The sequence below is a fragment of the Pseudomonas putida genome, assembly GCF_026625125.1.
GTDB classification, from domain to species: domain Bacteria; phylum Pseudomonadota; class Gammaproteobacteria; order Pseudomonadales; family Pseudomonadaceae; genus Aquipseudomonas; species Aquipseudomonas putida_X.
In genome coordinates this window covers 1,335,705-1,353,738 of the sequence record NZ_CP113097.1, presented here as the reverse complement: position 1 = coordinate 1,353,738, position 18,034 = coordinate 1,335,705, and the positions used below count along the sequence as shown (strand labels likewise).

The window sequence follows — 18,034 nt, the reverse complement described above, 5'->3', positions numbered from 1 at the left end:
TTAGAAGGAGCGACTAACGGAAGCCATCAAAAAATCACGACCTGAATAGTAATTCGACGATTCACTTCCAAAGAAGTGAGTCGCGTTCACGCCGATCGTCCACGCCTGCTGATAGGTCCCCACAACACCGACCGTAATGTCGCCGCCTTCATTACCACCGTAGTTGTTAAAAGCTGCCGATATTGGTGACTTTCCTTTGAAGTTATAGCCCAGACCGATTGGAACCTCGACATCCAAGCTCGGTAGAACTTGAAAGTACTTGAAGGTTGTAACGCCTCTAATCCCGTACGCTGAATCATCCAAGGTGGTGTCACGCTGCTGCTCGTTTTTTGTGACTTCAAGAAGTCTGTGCCCCGCTAGCTCCGCTGCGATACTGACCCCATCCCACGCCACACCTGCGTTACCCACCCACACCGCTGACAACTGAGCGTGCAATGTATTGCCTAACACATCGGGAGTAAGTACATCACCGGCGGCCCGAAGCGCCACACCGTTGCGATAAGAAACTTCTCCACCTAGATTGAGCGCACCGAACGACATGTTAGCACTCACTCCATACAGATCAATATGCTCCTTATAATCCAGATAATATTCACCGATTGAACCGGTTACGGGATCGAAACCGCCTGACAGGATGGTGTTCACTCGTGGAGTTTTATCGTTATAACGAAGCGCATAAACGCCCATATCGAGGTTCAGGTCAACCGGTCGCCAACGCACCGAAAGGCCATACTGTGCGGCGTCAGGCGTCTTGTCTGCACCGCGATAGAAAAAGGTCCCGGCTCCAGCAATAATGCGCTCGCCGCCTTCATCGAGAATATCGACTGAGGAGAGATAACTGCCCACCGGTGGGATCCGAGTTTTCTCCCACTCGAACTGGTAGTAACCCTCAACGACCCAACTGTCAGAAAGAAGAACACTCAGTGACAGTTGATTCGTTGGCAAAAAAACTTCTTGAGCTTTGATATTCGGTACACTCAGCGCTTTATAAGCGTCCACGGGCGCCATACCCGCAGCGACACCATTATCTGTGATAAAAAGACTTTCACCCCAGATTAAAGTATGCTGACCCAAACGCATGCTCACCGGCACATCAAGCGGCGTGAATTGGCCAGATACGAAAGCGTTCATTAGTTCAATTTTCTTACCGGCCCACTTCTCTGTCTGCTCAGTAAAATGATCATGTTCTACTGAATAAGGATTGAATGAACTAGGCGATTTATTATCATTACTTTGATTATATACATTGTCGTACCAAGCCGCACCACTCAAATTCAATCCAATATTCTGCCATCGGGCGCTGAATTCACTTAACCAGTCAAAGCGATTCATGATCAACGAGCCTTGCTCAAAATTCTGATCAGGGTCATCCGCGTTAGGGTTGGCGAGATTCTTTTCAGTAGGGTCGGTCAATCGCGTGCCGAGGGAATACTTAAATGTATTCGTCCAATTGACGTCGACCTCATCCACTTGGAATTGCACAGCACTGCTGGGAGCGCTGATACCCCATGTAGCGAACGCCATGCTCAGCAATGCTGCTGCAGGCAGTGACGATGCCGGTCTTATGTTATTAGTTTTTGCCAAACTATCAGGCTTATTTTTCGACATTATTATTGTTCTCCGACCATCGGTAAGGCACTAGATTGATTAGGCCGATCAAATTCTATTGAATTCCATCTAGCTGCTAGAGCAAGCACCTGTGCAACGAACGTACGGAGATGGCACCCCCTTGAGCACCTATCCATAGATAGCGTGCCTCACTCAGATGCAGATGCTTGTTTCATAAATCGTAATGCCAGTGATGGGCAGTTCCAGGCACCGCCATCCGATAGGTGTCACGCAGAAGCATTCGCGTTATTTGAAACGCTTCCCCCTAAAAAAAGCGAGAGTCAACATGAGCACTGCTTCACGTTTGTTTGATGTATCTGGTCAGATCTGCGTAGTCACTGGCGGTGCGAGTGGCATTGGGCTGGCCTGCGCGGAGGCACTCGCCGAAAATGGCGCAAAAGTGATTCTGATGGACATAAACGCTCAGCTTCTCGACCAGACCGTCTCTTCGCTAACAGGCCAAGGATTCGAAGTACGGGGAGAGATTGTGGATGTCAGCAACCATGCATCCGTCGCTAATGCATTTCAGAATACGATCAATCACTACGGCAGGCTTGACGTTGTGTTTGCGAACGCCGGGATCGATGCCGGACCAGGATTTCTCGGTCTCCAGGGGGAACGGCTAAAGGAGGGTGCACTCGAGAACCTCGACCACTTGAATTGGCAGCGCGTAATGGCGATCAATCTAAATGGTGTACTTCATTGTCTACAAGAGTCTGCCAAGTATATGAAACCGCAAGGTTCGGGAAAAATAGTGGTCACCACTTCAATCGCAAGCCTTCGAAGCGTCGCCTGGGTCGGGACACCCTACCTGGCTGCTAAAGCCGCAGGCTCACATCTGATGCGTCAAGCGGCGCTTGAGCTGGCCAAATACAACATCCAGGTGAATGCCATAGCCCCAGGGCCGTTTGCTACCAATATTGCTGACGGCCATGCTGGTCTTCCTGAAGTGCGTGAGCTTTTAGAAGCGGGGAATCCACAGCACAGAGTCGCCAAAACGTCCGAGATCAAAGGCGTAGCGCTGTTACTTGCCTCTGCAGCCTCATCATTCATGACAGGGAGCGAAATCGTCGTTGACGGCGGTGCAATTCTGGGGCAAGCAGACTAGCCGTACAGACTGCCCACTTTTCCTCGGCAGGGTTAAGGAACCTCTTCACCCTGCCAACCTGATACCGGACGATCAGCACATCATTACGTGGTTCAGGGCAGGTGATTCAGAAAGGAGAAGGTCAGTCCTCTACTTTGCTGTACCGCAGCGGAGACACCCCGAATCGCTTACGAAAAACCTCACGGAATGCACGCTCCGAATTGTAACCAACGGCTTCAGCCACACGTGCCACTGGTCTACCAGCGCGCAGGTGCTCCGCAGCAATCTGCATCCGTAGGTCAATAAGGTAATCAATAGGAGATTGGCCGACCAAACGAGTAAAACGGCGCCCAAAAGTGTGCCGCGACATACTCGATTCAACCGCCAACGAATCAGTGGTCCAAGGGTCGCCTGGACGCGCGTGCATGGCCGCCAATGCTTGGCGAATGCGGCGATCCGCAATCCCCTTCAACCAGCCGCTGCGATCCTGCGGCGCGGATAATGCGTATGCACGGATGAAACTGGAAATGATCAGGTTCGAAATATGAGCCGCTGTCGCCACATATCCAGGGCGGCTAGCCGTTTCTTCCTCAACGAGAAACTCCACCAGTGACCCTATAGATGGAAAAATGCCGCTGGTACTGGCTTTTAGATGAATCACACTCGGGAGGGCATGTAGTAGTGGATTGCTCTGCGCAGCTTGAAGTAGGAATGCCAGTATCATCATGCACCCTACCTTCTCACCCTCCCCTAGTTCTAGACCACTGATCGGCGCCGCCTGGGACTTCCCGGCGACCAGCTTCGGCAATTCGTTGGCGTGCCAATACTCCATTAAATCGACGCAGTCACTGTCTGGACTTGACGCGACCCGGTAAGCAATCCCATGCAGCAACAACACCGAATCACCCGGTTCCAGACGCACGGGAGCTTGGTTTGAAGCCATGAGCCACATCGGTACATCCAAGCAGAACAAGGCGTAAGCACTGGCAACCGGAAAGGCAGGGACACTGAGCCCCCACGGGTTTCCTAATGTATAGATGCCGCCCGAGTTGCTCTCCACCTTCAAGGATAAAAGCACTTCACCTAGCAGGTCCATGTTCGCTCCAAAGTGATGGATACAGCCGAAAGTCGCTCCAACAGGGCATGGAACGACTGCTGCCGCCTCAATAAGCTGGCGATACTAATAAAAAGAGCAGAGTCGCCGGAGGATTTTATGTATTTACATGAATGCTGGTATGTTGCAGCCTGGGACCATGAGATCAATGATGGGCTGGTAGCGCGCACAATCATTGATGAACCTATCGTGCTTTACCGCATGGCCAACGGGGCCATAGCCGCATTGCAGGATCGCTGCTGCCACCGCTCGGCGCCCCTATCCATAGGCAGGAAGGAGGGAGATTGCGTTCGCTGCATGTACCATGGCCTCAAGTTCGACAGCTCCGGCAAATGCACCGAAATACCCGGGCAAGATGTTATCCCCGCGCAAGCATGCGTGCGCAGCTTCCCAGTCATTGAGCGCGACAGCTGGGTCTGGGTTTGGCTCGGAGATCCGAAGGCAGCCGACCCGGCGCTTATTCCGCCCGCAGTAGGTCATGACCATCCAGACTGGATTTTCCGCTCCGGGAGTATCGAGTATCAAGCTAACTACCTGTTGGTGAACGACAATCTCTTGGACTTCTCCCATCTGTATTTTCTCCACCCTGAGAGCTTTGGTATGAGCGAGGACTGGGCACACGTTCGGCCTACGGTATCCCGCCTCGACCGAGGGGTAAGGGTTCAACGATGGCTCCCCGCCCAACCAACACCCAATCACATTAAGGGGGTGGTCGAGTCTGAGACCGTCGATATTTTCACGGCCTATGATTACTTGGCACCTGGGGTAATGGTGATGAATTCGTATGCCTTTCCCCGGGGAACCCTTGAGAGCTTCAATGGAGAGCAACCGCAGGGTATCGCCCCCATCACGCATGACGTAACTTGCCAAGCAATTACCCCCACTAATGAGAATAATTCCCGTTACTTTTTTTCATGGGCGCCCAATCGTCATGCACTCGCTGGGTGTAGCGAGAAACTGGCCGATGACATGATTGCGATTGCACGCATGGCCTTTGAAGAGGACAGGATCATGATTGAGGCCCAGGCCAGAGTGCTCCAGCAAACGCCGAATCCAAAGCAGATCCCGATCGCATTCGACACCGCCTTGTCGATGATGCGCTGGGTGCTAGATAAATTGAAAAAAGAAGAATTATCAGCAGCGCATAAAGACCAAACGCTTTCATGATCTGACCGAGCGAAATCTTTACGGTCATTTTTAGGTAGCAACCATTGCCCACGGCAGGCGATCGGCGGTACTGACCGCCGGTCGGTCATGGCGCAATAGCTTTCACTGTCAACCGTCAGGCGATCCAAGCCCGCTCCAATCAAAAGATAGGATCTATTCTACGGACCGCCCTTCATCTTGGAGCTAATTTTTGCTCTCACGAGACGAAGATATGAAAACAAAAATAAAAACTCTGGCATTGCTGGCATGTCTGTTCGGCGCTATGGCCCTCTTGCTAATTTCCCCAACACCCGCTGAGCAGACGACGCAGATGGTCAGCGTCTGTCAAATAGCAAACGCACCATGCAATCTGCCACAGGGCTTCCGGGGATGGCCTTCCATACCTTGAGGGGCCTTACTATCAGCTGTCTGATGAGAGGGATGCTATAGACGCGGTTTCCTCCCGCGCCTGGCATTGTACTGAATGAATTTTACTGTTGCCCATGTTCAAACTATTTCTGAAGTGAAGTATGACGCCACCAATCGCGAGTTATTGGTCGTCTACACCCCCGCGCATCCGGGAAATCAGAAACGCACACATCAAATCCGGTTCAGTGGTAATGCTATTCAAGCGTTGATCTGCGCGACCCTTGAACTTGAAATTACTTTTCAGCAGCTTCTGTGACATCTGAGGCCTCGTGCGGAGTGTTCACGTATCCTGAGGCATCCATACTGATGAACATATCAATAACTACTCTACGCGCTGCAAATACGCTTCAACCACCTGGCAGCCGAGCGCGTTTTTGATCGAATTCGGTAGCACATCGTCCTTTAGATACTTGCACGGCCTCCCCAACTACTCTTCGACACCACGCTTTCAACAACAGGTCGCACATACCAATGATGCATAGCGGAACGTCCTCATTTATTCACCCGAACGCACGTCGCGGGGTGAACGTGTAGATTTGTCAGCGGCGCCATTTCCCGAACGGCGCGTCGCTCTCGATATACCGAGCAGCCGTCTGCACATCGCGCCATCCGACATAGTCCATCAAGGCTTTGCTGCTCCATTGATTTTCACTCGCCCAAGTGGCGAAGCCGCGTCGCAGCGAGTGGGCCGAATACCCTTCAGGGTCGACGCCACTGCGCAGAAAAACCTGGCGCAACAACCGCGAGAGGCTGTTTGCATTAAGTGCCTGCTTCCCGATATGGCCCCAGCGGTCGATGGAACGAAACAGCGCCCCCTCGGTGAGCCCACTCTCTTCCAACCACACCTCATAGGCCGCGACGGGGCATAAGCGCTTGAGGGCCGGCACCTTGACCACACGGCCGCGGTTGCTGCGATCGGACTTACTGCTCGGCAAGAATAGCTCCAGGCCCTGCGCTTGCCGCCACTGGATATGCTCGATGCGCAACCGGCTCAATTCATCGCTGCGAAATGCCCGCCAAAAGCCGAGCAGGATGAGCGCCTGATCACGGGCTGCACGCAGCCTCACCACTGGCAGCGGATCCGCAAACTCCTCAGCCAATTGATTGATGCAGAGCTCCAACTCGTGGAGCGCCAGGGCCTCGGCCTGTTTCACCGGCTGCGGATGCAGCGCCTGAATCCCCTTCAGCGTATCGCGCACCCGATAGGATTTGGTGGGATCGGTAAAGCCCAATTGCTGGTGCCAGCGGGCCAAGGCGGCCAGGTTCACCCGCAGGGTTCGGCTCGTCAGTTGGTCGCCGTAATGCGTGAGGTAGCGCACGACACTTTCGCTGGAGGCGGGCAGCAACCCACCCCACTCCGTCTCGAAGTGCGCGATGGCCTGAGCGTAGCGTCGCTCGGTACTGGCGCGACGCGCGGCCTGGAGATAACGATCGGGCGAAGTGTCCACCACGGCCTCCGTCTGTACCCCCGAAAACAGCAAATCACCGCTAAACGCGCTATCACGTGCGAGAAACTTGGCTTCTCAAACGTCAGTCTGTCCGATTATTGGTACCGAATCGGGCATCTGTACGCGTGTACTTCCATACTGTTTGAACAGTACGAAAAAGTGGGAGCAGCAGCATGGCCCGCGCCGGAATCAATAAAGCCCTCGTGCAGCGAGCACGTGATGCCCTCCTCGCCCGTGGTCTGTCACCCAGTATCGAGGCCGTACGTGCGGAACTCGGCCATACGGGCTCGAAGACCACCATCCTTCGCTACCTGCGTGAGCTGGATGTAGCAGAACCCCATCCGCCACAGGTGAACCTGTCGGAAGAATTACAGGCGCTGCTGCAAAGTCTAGCTGAGCGTTTGGCCAACGAAGCGCAGGCCACGGTCGCCGCCGATCGCGCCCGCCTGGAGCGGCAACAAGCGGCCTACCAGCAGCAGCGCGCGGTGGAGGCTGCGCGCTTCGAGCAGTTGCAAGTGGCACACACCGCAGAAATAGAGGCCCATCGGCAGTTGCGTCTGCGTGAAGTGCAGCTGACGGATCAACTGCAACTGACCGAAGGTGAGCGACGGCGTCTTGAAGAAGCGTGCCGGCAGCAGCTCCAGCTGCTCGAGGAGCGAGCGACGACGATCCACTCGCTCGAGACCAAACACCAACAGGCGCGTGAATCGCTGGAGCACTTTCGCCAGCAGCATCAGGTGCAACGCCAGGAAGAACTGCAACGGCATGATCAGCAGTTGAGTCAGTTGCAAGCCGAGGTGCGGGGATTGCGTGAACAACTCGCTGTCCGCCAGGAAGAACTGACACAGCTGTACCGAGACCTGGAACGCTCGACCAGCACGGAGGGCTACCAGCAGCAACAGCTCCGTCAGCTCGAGCGGGAGTTGAATGCCGCGCAGCAGCACTTGGCGGCCGAGAAGCTGCAGATGAACCAGGCGCATCAGCAGGCAGAAATGATGGCGAGTGAGATCACCTTGCTCCGCGAGAAGTCCAGGTCTTACCTCCTCGCCCACCGTCATGACCAGCGCCTCCTGCGGGCGCAGGCGCAACAACTGGCACGCCTGCAGGGCGTGGTCGAGCCGGGGTCATCTGACAGTCCAATTCCTCAATGATGGATCAAACCTGGCGCGGAGTCGTCCCACCTCAGGCGAGCGTCGCTGTGTACCTCAGCGCATGCCGGGCAGGAAAGTTAAGAAAAAATAGAGCAAAACTCCAAAAATGAAGATTTTCATGGGCCACTTAAGAAAAAGCTGATGACCGAGTCTTTCTGCACAGAAAATTCCCGGATAGCCTCATCCACTCAAGCACTAAGCTAGCCTGCCACAGCGACCTGGCGATCCCGACTTACGACGCGGGGTCCTGCCAGCCCAGCACAGATTGTTGGACCCTTGGATCACATCGCAGAACTGAGGGGAAGGCATCCACTGATCACCAGACGGATATCCATGTGTATGCGCCCTACCCTTTCCCGAGAAACGGCCATGCTGGAAAAGGGCAAAGTACGTCTCCTGAGCAGCGGTGACTTCTTGACTGCCGAAGCGTTCGCAGTCATGGCTCAGCTGAGCACGGAGCAATGCACTCTTGAACTCATGGCGTGGAAGCGGGCGAGGAACATCTTTTCGCTGGCTCATGAAGACAAGGAGTTCTTTCCTCTCTACGCCTTTGACCCCGCTTCCGGCTTCCGTCCGCTTTCGCCATTGGCAGCCATTATCACGACACTCGCCTCTAGCAAGCATGACTGGGCTATGGCGCTCTGGTTCGGCTCAACCAATAGCTACTTGGGAGGCCAGTTGCCGAAGGATATGATCGCCACCGTCCCCGCGCGGGTACTGGATGCAGCCCGAAGCGAGGCGTACGGAGCGCTGCATGGGTGATAGATTGCCTGTACATTTCGCGTTAGCGTCGCCAAGGCTGTGGGCATATCTGCCCATGAGGGCCTAAGCAACATTTTTCCCCCGGAAAACTCAACCAGCCAAACGCCCTACTGGCTCCCAACTCCGGTCTTTGGAGGCGGCAATATCAATAAAGCGACCCTGGCTACTGCGCTTGGCCAGGGCTTCGCGTGCTTCTGCTTGAAAGCGGGCGGCCATCAAGGGTTTGGGTTCCTGCTTGATCTGCCTCATAGACACCTCGTGTGTCGTGACCTTCGGGTGGATAGGATTGCTGGGCGGTGGCGATGACAAGACGCGTCCTCGCATCATACTCGACAGTATCAGCCCGGGGCACGCAGGCGTGCTACTTAGAAGCCGGGTGACGATCAATAAACACCGTAATCGAGCCGGACGAGGAACTCCGCCAGCTCCGTATAACCGTTCTTGGTTTTCAACAGCATGCACGGCAGACGCCGGCCAAGTCCGATCGCCGGCTTGGTGAACCATGTTTCAGCCAGCTCACGATTTCCGAACACCTGCTCACCGGTTATCAAAATCTCATGGCGTCGTCTCATGAAGCAGTGATGGTTCAGACTCCAACACCTGTTAGGAAAAGGCGAGCTGGGTGCGAGAACTCTAAATGCAGTCATGCGCGGCTCCGGTGGGTGATTGCCCACAGGCGCTGCGGGCGCCTCTGGTCTGTAACGGTATTCGTGAGGAGAGAATCGTCCCGCCCGAAACAATAACTGAGCGGTGAAAGACTCCACGAAAGCCATCGCCTCCCTTTGCACGTAGCGTTCGTAATGGGCGCGATATACAAGCGGTACTGTAGCGCGATTGCCTAAGCACAGGCTGACCAGCTCTGATAACACGTAGCCACGGACATCGTAACGGGCATCAGCGGCTCTGAGCACTGTTGCATAACAAGAGTGGAAAAAGAGCTTTGCGCTAGGGGAGCTCTGAGAAGGTATTTGATCGCTAATCTTTCAATTCCTATGAGATCGTTCTGCAGCTGGGGCAATGGAGACACCAACGGGTGAGCGATTGAGTCGTAGCGTGGCGCATTGATGAAACTGACGGAAGTATCCAGGCTGGGGCAAATCCGTCCAGCCCCGTGACGTCCTGGTCTCAGTGAAGTTTGCCCCTCAAACGACCTTTCACTGGGCGATGAGATCCAACTCAGTTGGGAGGGACCGGTTATGTGCCTCGCCGTCGCGACAGGCCGGCCGCTCCGTTGCTCCGGATCGGCTGCTGCGGTAAGCGCGTAGATATGTCCGAAAATGTCAGCAAAAAAATGTGTAGAAAACAGCCATATTCAACCGATGAGAAAGCGAGGAAAGCCCCGCGTCATCTGATTCAGGGTGGATAGGAATTTATGCAGAAAAATGTGCAGAGTTGTTGACCCATTTCCGGGTTTCGATACCGGCAAACGATGCCTCACAGGTACCACAAGCGGTCCTCCCACACCATCCAGTCGATGAATCCTCTGCACGTGCCGGCACGAGACTACCTTCCGGACATTCCGACTAGAGTACACATGTACTCCACGCCACTGACGCTTAGCACTTACGTGGGAAGATGACAACTGACTCGTCCAGTCGATCGATCAATGCCAGAGCAAGCGTGAATATTGGCAGGGCCCGAGGTGTTGCTACCGGGCCGGTATCCATAGCAAACAAAGGTTGACCGAGCTGAGCCCATCGCTCGGCGATCATTTTGAGATTTGGAGAATCTGATCCTTCTTCACATCGACAGCGTGACAACAAATCGTGCCCTTTTGACTAACGCCCGTTGCACTTCGATGGTTACCGCGGGGGGTTTCATGCCGTGCGGAAACACCTCTGTGGATAGCAGGGCTTCCACCAATCCAGTGTGTTGTGGTTCAGCCAAAGACCAAAGCCAAAGCAGACACTCATCATCCCAACCATCGACCCATCCGTTACTAATCAGCCGATCACCCAGTTTGATCTGCTTCATCAAGAGGCGCTCGAAGCACCCAGCATCCGCCGGCCAAAACGCTATGTCACCGAGCTTGCCCTGGGCCTCTAGTGAATGAATTGCCTTCCAAAGCGGTACTGCCAGTTTTCTATGACCTGGTCGCACACACATCAAGCAGCAAAAAGCGGCAAAGGACTTTCTCAACCAGCAGCGCTGCATAAGGAACGTGCTCGATTTCGAGCGAAGGATCGCGAGCAGCGGAGCTAGCCGCTGCCAATGAGGGCAGCCAGAGAGTATTGCCAATGACTTCGGGCTGAAGCCTGCCAACTGCTTGCCATTCACGCGCACCGATTGCGCTAACTCTTCAACGCGTGTGGGCAATAAATCTGGCTTGAGCAAGCTCCACAAGGAGGAATCGAAAACACTGCGGAGGTCGGGAAAGCGCTCATACAAACTCACTCGAGCTGGCTCAGACGCAACGGCGCCCTTGAACCGGCGTCGCCAAAGCTTGAGCAGTTCTAGAGGTGTTCCCGTTTGCGGGAGAACTGTGATGTCGTGGGCAGCTTCACAGGCTGCTACCGCTGAAGCACTGTCTTGACACCCATAGCATTCAGCCACCGAAACGGAAAAAGCGATGCCTCGAGCACGTCTGAGCTCGGGCAAATCCAACCGGCCATCCCTCATAACAAGAACTCCTTTCCAGTGTCGCCCTAACCCATGAGGAGGAAACGGATCGCATCTGAATGTAGTGTCGCAACAAAAAATGTAGCAGCACTACACATCAAGCCTTACCACTACATGACGGACTTGCGGCACTACAAAGGAGCGGTCATTGCCGTCCCTATTCACAAATGCAGAAGTTTTCGCATTTGTTAACCTATTGATTTTTCGAAAAACTGCCTACGTCAGAACAATAGATTTTATTCATATCATGGTCTGTCAAGGTGAGCCGAGCTGGGTGAAAATGGAGTCAACGGGGATGCCTTCCCCCGCTGACCCGCGTCAAGCCCACCGTCAGTGCCTGAGGCAGGGGAAGATCACAGTTTTGATTAGAGAGCCCAAAGCCCGTCTGTACGGAGACTTTATGGAACTTGATCTGAAACGCCATCTGCCAGGCACGGTTACGATCACAGCGCGTGCTGAATTAACGACTGGTCAACACCATAGGCGAATCACCCACTTCCCATCGAATAAAAACAAGTCCGCTGTGGGCTGCACGGTACTGCAGCATTCAGATTTTTGTATTCATTTAGAATATGAACCCAGAGTCACAGGCTACTGCAGCCGGCCCGGAAAAATTCGTTTCGAAAAAACTAATCAGTGCTACAGCCCTGACTTCTGCGCCTTGTTCGACGAAGGGCATATGGTCTTCTACGAACTGTTGAAACCTACAACTGTCATTCTTCAAGTAGAAAAAGATAGGCAGAGCGGGCTGCGCGCACTCTTTAGCGAAGCGGGGCTAAACCTGGAAATAATCATGCTCGCCAGCATTAGCCAATCCCCAAAAACTCATAACCTTAGGCTTCTTTACCATCACGCCCTGCATGGCACATCAGAAGGCGCGCGCCGGGTAGTTGCAACAATTAATAATTTCGATTCTGATGAGGTATCAGTCCAGCATCTGCTCAGCAGCGGCCATCTGGCTGAAGACATAGCTTATTCAATTTTTCACAAGATGACCTCTGTCAATCTTAGCCAACCATTCAACCTCGATACCCGCGTGCGTAGCTCTTAACATGCGCGCTTTGATTGAAATTCGGACGGGAGAGCGTTATCACTACTGCGGCAGAGATTACCAGGTAATGGAAGTTGACGACGAACGCGCCCAACTACGTTCGATCTACGGTCCTGCTCAAGTTGTTTATCAATATATCACCACGCTTCGTCGAGCAATTGATCAGGGCAAGATGATTAAACTGCAGGAAGCACCAATACAAACTGATGCCCACTTAATAATTTCCCGCTTACCCAAGAGGGAAGCTCGTGCTCTCGAAACTCGCGCCGCCTATGTCGAAGCCTTCTTAGGAGACTGCGGGTGGGTCACACGGCGGACTCATCATGATTTTGTCGAAATCATGGTCAAAAAACTTGGGCCTCATAAGGCTCCTAGTTATACTACTTTGTGGGAATGGAAACGGGCATTTTTAAATGCCGGCAGAAACTTTACCGCCTTAATACCTAACACTTTCAGGTCAATCAACAAGCACATTTCTCATCAACCCCTGGAAGTACAGCAACTCATAAAATCCAATATCGCCACACTTTTCTGGAACCCAACCCCCTTCACTAAAACAGCCCTAATCTCCAGCATTAGGTTGATGCTGAAAGCATTGAATGAACGGCGCCGGCTCACTGAGCAGTTTCGCGTTCCATCCGTATCAACTCTTTATAGAATCATCAACGAGGTTAACGCTCACGAAACCATACTTCATCAGCGCGGCCGAAAAGCTGCCAAGAAAACTCATTACTGGGGCGCGCCGATACCTGAGCCTGATCGACTATTTGAGCGTGTAGAGGCCGACTCACGCCCCTTGGACGTCATAGTAGTGGATAAACATGGCAAGCCAGTAGGAAAGCCTGTACTTACTGCCTTTATCGAAGTTAAGACCCGCTATGTTATCGCTTGGCTGATCTCGCTTAATCCGGCGTCCTTGGACTCTACCATCAATGTCTTACAGAGATCGTTAAGTTCCAACAATCCGCGAGGTGGCTTGGCTGAACTATACATTTTTGATAACGGTGCCGAATTTATCGCTAAAACCCTGAGAAAACTTCTTCATTTCTTGGGCTCAGCGGTCACTTTTTGCGAGCAAGACGAACCGAATCAGAAACCGCATATCGAAGCTTTCTTTAAGACCTGGGCCTGTGAAATAGAGCACATGATGCGCGGCACGACCCACAAAAGTATTGAGGCGAAAGGTGACTACGACTCTGAAGGGCAAGCGATGTATACGATCGAACAAGTCCAAAGCATTTTCACCGAATGGCTTGATACGTATCATGCTGACAAACACAGTTCGTTGGAAATGTCCCCAAACGAAGCTTGGTCACTAGCCGTGACTAACCAATTTCCGCCTCAAAGATTCTCAGACGAGGATCTGCGTCGCTGTTTTTGGCGATCTGCGGAAGTAACGGGAAATCCAAGCGGACGGGTACGCCATCAGAATCTGCACTGGTATGGGCCTGCGGTTAGTTATCTAGCCACAAAGCACCCCCTAGTAAAGAAGCTCATTCTTTATTTTGATGCTGGCGACGTAAGCCAAGCCTGGATCTGCCACCCGAGCTATCCGCATGATATCCAGCCGCTAATCCCGATGCACCCTCAATACCAAAAGGGTCTAACGCTGCATTTTCATCATCTGATCCAAGCGCAGCAAAAGGCTATCAGGAAGACGCAGTGTTATTGCAAAGCACTGGAGGCGCGAACACAACTACTCTGGAAGATTGCAAAGGCCAACAAAAAGGGCTACCAAACACTCTTGACAGCGCTAGAGGATGGGAAGTTGAGTACGCAGCAAGTGACAGAAATTTATGAGCAACCATCATTGCCATTGGACAACGTAGTGCCTTGTCACGAATATAACACTGCAACTCCTGAAGACTTTACGCTTTCAATAGGGGGCCGTCGAAATGGAGACCGCACGGATTAATTCAATGCTCAATGCCTTCAAGCATTGTAGGGTTCACTTCCCACGATTCAATGCTGCGCATTCGGTTCTACTGGATGCAATCGAGGATACTAAGGTATCAGAAGAACCTTATGGGGCAATATTGTGCGCCAGGACGGGCACAGGAAAAACAACGCTATGTTTTAGTGCTATGGAACAATACGTAGAAAGGTATGCAAGCATTGTCGAAGGTGGAGTCGACCTATGCAAGCCCGTAATCTACTTCGAAGTCCCTAGCGACGTGACAGTAAAGGGCATGCCGCGACAGATGTTAATCGCACTAGGCATTAGCAAACCCAGAGGCAGTCTTGAGGAAATGACACAGCAACTTGTAAGCCTGCTGAAACAACTACGTGTAGAGCTTGTATTCTTAGATGAAATCAACCGCCTTTGTATCGGCGCCGCCAAAAAAATACGCCCGCAAACTCTTGGTTGGATAGCATCTTTTACTACGAAGCTAGGTAAGCCAGTAATTATTAGCGGCACCGAAGAATGTGTTGACATACGGTCTCATCTCGGCGCATTCGCGACACGCTTCCCATATCAAGTAACTTTGGAGTTTTTCACCTACAGTGACGATCCAAACTCAGATTACGCTCGCACATTGGAAAAGCTAAATGAGGCTCTTTTCACGGTCACAGGCCTTTCCAGTGACATTAACCTTCATGACCCGTCCATCGCTTTGGGCCTTTTCATAGCAACAGCAGGTAACCTTGGCTGGCTCAGGAAGATTCTCTTCGTTGCGCTGAAGCGATGTCTCTTACGCGATGATGGCAAGGGTTTAAAGCTAGCCGACCTGCATTATTCCTGTGAGCACCTAAGTTTAGATACCAGGCTATCATCTCGCAACCCATTCGCAGCAGATCTAGTGAGCAATCTTCGACTTATAGAATCAAAAGAGGTTCAAGAGAAAATAAAATTGTATCGGGTGTCAGCATGAATGAAGTATTTTACTTGCCGTTTCCCTTGCCTGAGGAAAGCCCGACAAGCTTATTGAAACGATTCGCTTTAAAGCACGGCTGCGTTACACGCGCTCAATTTTCGAGTCTCGGTATCCCATTGCCTTTGTTTAATTCACTCAGCCGCAATGGGGAACCGGCAGTATGGCTCGCCGACAGGTCCGGCATTTACAAAGATAAAGTATTATCAGGATTCTATTCCCCTTTAACTGCATTTCGATCAAATAGGCATTACTCTGTTAACAACCTTTTGATCAAGAACTCGATGATACGCTGGTCGGGACGAGGATTGTGCTCTGACTGCTGGCATGAAGGCATGGAGCACTTTCTTAAGGACATTCGATTTTGCTTCCATTGCCCCTTCCACACCAGAAATTATTTATTTAATTGCCCACATTGCAGCGCTCTCATCTCGTGGTTTGATGCACTGACGCTACACTGCAGAGCCTGCGAGAATGAATTGATCTCTCCACCATGCACTATCGAAGATACAAACCCAGAACAGAAATTACTAAACTGGTTTCGTGAGTCAAAGCAAGAAAATATTGATTTGCTAGAGCATGCGCTCCACGCTCTAAATTACACCTACCCTGTTTCAAGCGGTGACCCTGACAGGGCTACGCTCCTTGTTGCAGTGGCGATAGTTGAAAATGATCAAAAAACCCTGATTGAATTTCTTAACACCCTTCACTCCCGCCATCCACATTTGGAGCGCCGCATCATTGCGGCGGCATTATCGAATGTAGAAACTGAAGCTTCTAGAAAGGTGGTTGAATCGTTCTTGGATAACAAAGATGCAGGCCATCCCGCTACCTCTGGTTCATCCAGCACACCTCACAGACAACCAGGAAAAACGTTTTTCTTAGCTAGAACACAAATCAGAAAACTCTTAAACCTACCTCGAAGTGTGTTGCTAGCCCTCTACAAAGAAACTCAGCACATTTGGAAAAGCGTTGGCCGCCAACGTATGATTCCTGAAAACCTTATCCTTGAGTTGGTAGAAAAAGCTGATGAATTCAGAAATCGCCCAATCAGGAAGGAGCCAGAAAAAAAAGGAATGACTCTAGGGTCTACAGCACAACGACTCGGTGTAACTAGGCATAGGCTTAATCGAATCATCCAAGAGGGTCTGCTTGAGGTTACAGTTCATGGCGACAATTCCTATAGCGTCAACGAGCGTCAGATTCGAAATTTTGAAGATAGGTACGAAACCTTGGCGCAGTTCTGCTCAAGGACTAATACGGATAGAAATTCAGTGATATTGGCTATGCAGGCCCTCGATATAATCCCCCCTCCAGCACAGCAATTCACTTATGCGGTCCCTCTAGAACGCTCTGTTACCGATCGGCTCGGTGCATATCTGGAGGCACGAGTGCCGCATGAGAAGCACCCAAGAGTTCAAAGAGCTCAACTGGCGTTTATTGATGAGGCAGAAATCGATAAGTATTGCTGTTCGCAGAAAGCCTCAGAGCTGTCAAACCTCTCACCTTGCACAATCGCTAAGCTTATTAAAGATGGTTGGCTCATCGCTCGACGAAGAAAACGGAGGGGTAACTCTTTATACTTGCTAAAAACGGATGCTGAGGCAGCAAAATATGATTTCTTAAAAGCGGAAGAATTCGCAAAAATTATTGGCACCGTCCATAATTTAGCAACCAAGCTGCTTATAAGCTTGGGATTGAAGCCGTTAGCAGGTCCATTTGCTGGCTGCGGTGACACTACAATATTTCACCGTAAAGACATTGAAGAAATAGTCCGCAAAAACTCAAGCCACAATAACGAAACGATGACAATCCTTGAAGCCAGCAGCTACCTTCAGCTTTCGGTAAGCACTGTAACAACACTATTGACAACTCGTGAGATATCTGCCGATTGCAATGGTGCGCCGAGCAAATTATTCATCGACAAATCGAAGGCAGATGAATTTCTAATCAATCATATTAGTGCCACCGAAGCCTCCAAAATGATTGGTATCAGCCCTTCAAAAATACAAACCTTTTTAAAAAATAGAAATATATTACCAACACATAGAAACCCCAACGAAGCATGTGAAACTTTTTTTCTTCTCAGAGATCTTCAACAGCTAGGCTTCAAGCTCGTTACCAACAGTTCGAACGAAACATATCTAGATGGTTTCGTATCACTGCCAGATGCATGCAATAAACTTAAGATTTCCCTTCAAGATTTTACCAAGCATTTCACCAAGACGGGGTACGTGAACACCATCCGCGCAAGGGACAAGGATTGGATCTCTCATGAAGATCACAACAAGGTTCGTCAGTTTCTGAAAGCCTACTGCACTTTAGCCATGGCAGATTCACGCGCAGGTGCCAAAGGGCGTTTTAAATATCTCATAGACATAGGTGCAATACGCATCGCAACCAAGCTTCCGCTCCAATTAGCGGGCGGGATATTCATCAGCAAACGGGCAGTCGCCATTCAAATCAAGCGTTTTCAATCTTCACCCGGTAGGCGTTATTAATATGACAGCCTACACTTCAAAAACTCACCTTCCAGGGCTGTAGTTCATTTAGGTCCGATCGACTGCCTTCGTAGACATCAATACAGTCTGCGAGAGGAGCGCACTCAGTCATTCGGCCCACCACAAATCCCCGTGAAGCGGTCACAATCGACCAGAGAGCAGGGCACCTTTATGGCGCTTGCATAGTCTGCAGACGTCCACCTGCCCTAGCGCCTGAGCGATCAGAACTCGAACCTAGGCGCCCT

The 18,034-nt window shown here is 51.7% G+C and carries 15 protein-coding genes; 9 read left to right on the top strand and 6 right to left on the bottom strand.

Features of this window, described 5'->3' with window-relative positions; genetic code table 11:
* Positions 1-1,608 (bottom strand): DUF1302 domain-containing protein, encoded by a 1,608-nt coding sequence (locus OSW16_RS06205; protein ID WP_267821567.1) that lies wholly within the window; start codon positions 1,606-1,608, stop codon positions 1-3.
* Between the two features lie 286 nt (positions 1,609-1,894).
* Here OSW16_RS06205 and OSW16_RS06200 point away from each other — a divergent pair, with 286 nt between their 5' ends.
* Positions 1,895-2,716 carry an SDR family NAD(P)-dependent oxidoreductase gene (locus tag OSW16_RS06200; protein WP_267821565.1) on the top strand — a complete coding sequence of 274 codons (822 nt, stop codon included), beginning with the start codon at positions 1,895-1,897 and terminating at the stop codon, positions 2,714-2,716.
* A gap of 121 nt (positions 2,717-2,837) precedes the next feature.
* Here the strand turns inward: OSW16_RS06200 and OSW16_RS06195 are convergent, their stop codons facing one another.
* Positions 2,838-3,791 carry an AraC family transcriptional regulator gene (locus OSW16_RS06195; RefSeq protein ID WP_267821563.1) on the bottom strand — a complete coding sequence of 318 codons (954 nt, stop codon included), beginning with the start codon at positions 3,789-3,791 and terminating at the stop codon, positions 2,838-2,840.
* A gap of 117 nt (positions 3,792-3,908) precedes the next feature.
* Between OSW16_RS06195 and OSW16_RS06190 the strand changes: the two genes are divergently transcribed.
* Both OSW16_RS06190 and OSW16_RS06185 read left to right on the top strand, forming a co-directional pair.
* The gene (locus OSW16_RS06190) at positions 3,909-4,976 is read left to right on the top strand and encodes an aromatic ring-hydroxylating dioxygenase subunit alpha (RefSeq protein WP_267821561.1); all 1,068 of its coding nucleotides are present in this window, start codon (positions 3,909-3,911) and stop codon (positions 4,974-4,976) included.
* Positions 4,977-5,439: 463 nt separating this feature from the next.
* Positions 5,440-5,640 carry a hypothetical protein gene (locus OSW16_RS06185; protein WP_267821559.1) on the top strand — a complete coding sequence of 67 codons (201 nt, stop codon included), beginning with the start codon at positions 5,440-5,442 and terminating at the stop codon, positions 5,638-5,640.
* 283 nt (positions 5,641-5,923) lie between these two features.
* Here the strand turns inward: OSW16_RS06185 and OSW16_RS06180 are convergent, their stop codons facing one another.
* Complete coding sequence (locus OSW16_RS06180; RefSeq protein ID WP_267821557.1) at positions 5,924-6,832, bottom strand: site-specific integrase; 909 nt, start codon at positions 6,830-6,832, stop codon at positions 5,924-5,926.
* A gap of 173 nt (positions 6,833-7,005) precedes the next feature.
* Between OSW16_RS06180 and OSW16_RS06175 the strand changes: the two genes are divergently transcribed.
* On the top strand, positions 7,006-7,983 hold the full coding sequence (locus tag OSW16_RS06175) for a DNA-binding protein (protein WP_267821555.1): 978 nt from the start codon (positions 7,006-7,008) through the stop codon (positions 7,981-7,983).
* A gap of 339 nt (positions 7,984-8,322) precedes the next feature.
* Positions 8,323-8,745: a hypothetical protein gene (locus tag OSW16_RS06170; protein ID WP_267821553.1), complete on the top strand. Its 423-nt coding sequence runs from the start codon at positions 8,323-8,325 to the stop codon at positions 8,743-8,745.
* Positions 8,746-8,835: 90 nt separating this feature from the next.
* Here OSW16_RS06170 and OSW16_RS06165 read toward each other — a convergent pair whose 3' ends face one another.
* The 3 genes from OSW16_RS06165 to OSW16_RS06150 all read right to left on the bottom strand — a co-directional run bounded on the left by OSW16_RS06165 (position 8,836) and on the right by OSW16_RS06150 (position 11,364).
* On the bottom strand, positions 8,836-8,994 hold the full coding sequence (locus OSW16_RS06165) for a hypothetical protein (protein ID WP_169725158.1): 159 nt from the start codon (positions 8,992-8,994) through the stop codon (positions 8,836-8,838).
* Between the two features lie 134 nt (positions 8,995-9,128).
* The gene (locus OSW16_RS06160; protein WP_267821548.1) at positions 9,129-9,317 is read right to left on the bottom strand and encodes an antitoxin Xre/MbcA/ParS toxin-binding domain-containing protein; all 189 of its coding nucleotides are present in this window, start codon (positions 9,315-9,317) and stop codon (positions 9,129-9,131) included.
* 1,168 nt (positions 9,318-10,485) lie between these two features.
* Entirely contained in the window at positions 10,486-11,364 is an 879-nt protein-coding gene (locus tag OSW16_RS06150) for a hypothetical protein (protein ID WP_267821546.1), read from the bottom strand.
* Between the two features lie 400 nt (positions 11,365-11,764).
* Here OSW16_RS06150 and OSW16_RS06145 point away from each other — a divergent pair, with 400 nt between their 5' ends.
* The 4 genes from OSW16_RS06145 to OSW16_RS06130 are packed head-to-tail and all read left to right on the top strand — an operon-like array spanning position 11,765 to position 17,789.
* Positions 11,765-12,415: a hypothetical protein gene (locus OSW16_RS06145; RefSeq protein ID WP_267821545.1), complete on the top strand. Its 651-nt coding sequence runs from the start codon at positions 11,765-11,767 to the stop codon at positions 12,413-12,415.
* Between the two features lies 1 nt (position 12,416).
* A complete protein-coding gene (locus OSW16_RS06140) occupies positions 12,417-14,330 on the top strand; it encodes an integrase catalytic domain-containing protein (RefSeq protein WP_267821543.1) in 1,914 nt (637 codons plus the stop codon).
* 4 nt (positions 14,331-14,334) lie between these two features.
* Positions 14,335-15,288 (top strand): TniB family NTP-binding protein, encoded by a 954-nt coding sequence (locus OSW16_RS06135; RefSeq protein ID WP_267821541.1) that lies wholly within the window; start codon positions 14,335-14,337, stop codon positions 15,286-15,288.
* A complete protein-coding gene (locus tag OSW16_RS06130) occupies positions 15,285-17,789 on the top strand; it encodes a hypothetical protein (protein WP_267821539.1) in 2,505 nt (834 codons plus the stop codon). Before OSW16_RS06135 ends, OSW16_RS06130 begins: the two co-directional genes overlap by 4 nt.
* The last annotated feature ends 245 nt before the right edge of the window (positions 17,790-18,034 follow it).